Source organism: Pseudomonas sp. SIMBA_068, assembly GCF_046534705.1.
Taxonomy (GTDB): Bacteria; Pseudomonadota; Gammaproteobacteria; order Pseudomonadales; family Pseudomonadaceae; genus Aquipseudomonas; species Aquipseudomonas putida.
Genome location: NZ_JAWRYI010001176.1, coordinates 1 through 250, shown reverse-complemented (window position 1 = coordinate 250; position 250 = coordinate 1). Strand labels below are relative to the sequence as shown.

Genomic DNA, 250 nt, shown 5'->3' with positions numbered 1-250 from the left:
CGCACGCCGCCACCAACCTGCACTGGAACGTTAACACCCGCGACCAGGGTTTTAATCAGCGGGATTTGACGTTTAGCCGGATCTTTTGCCCCGGTCAGATCCACCAGGTGCAACACTTCGGCACCTTGCGCAGCGTAATCCTGTAAGCGTGGCAGCGGGTCGTTACCGTAATCGCGTTGTTTGCCGTAATCGCCCTGATGGAGACGTACCACGGTGCCGTCGATTAAATCTAATGCCGGAATAATCATCA

The 250-nt window shown here is 55.2% G+C and carries 1 protein-coding gene; it reads right to left on the bottom strand.

Annotation, left to right across the window (positions count from 1 at the left end):
* A partial coding sequence (locus tag SB756_RS33240) for a HisA/HisF-related TIM barrel protein (protein WP_252354374.1) occupies window positions 1-248 on the bottom strand: 248 nt, incomplete at its 3' end.
* Window positions 249-250: the final 2 nt, after the last annotated feature.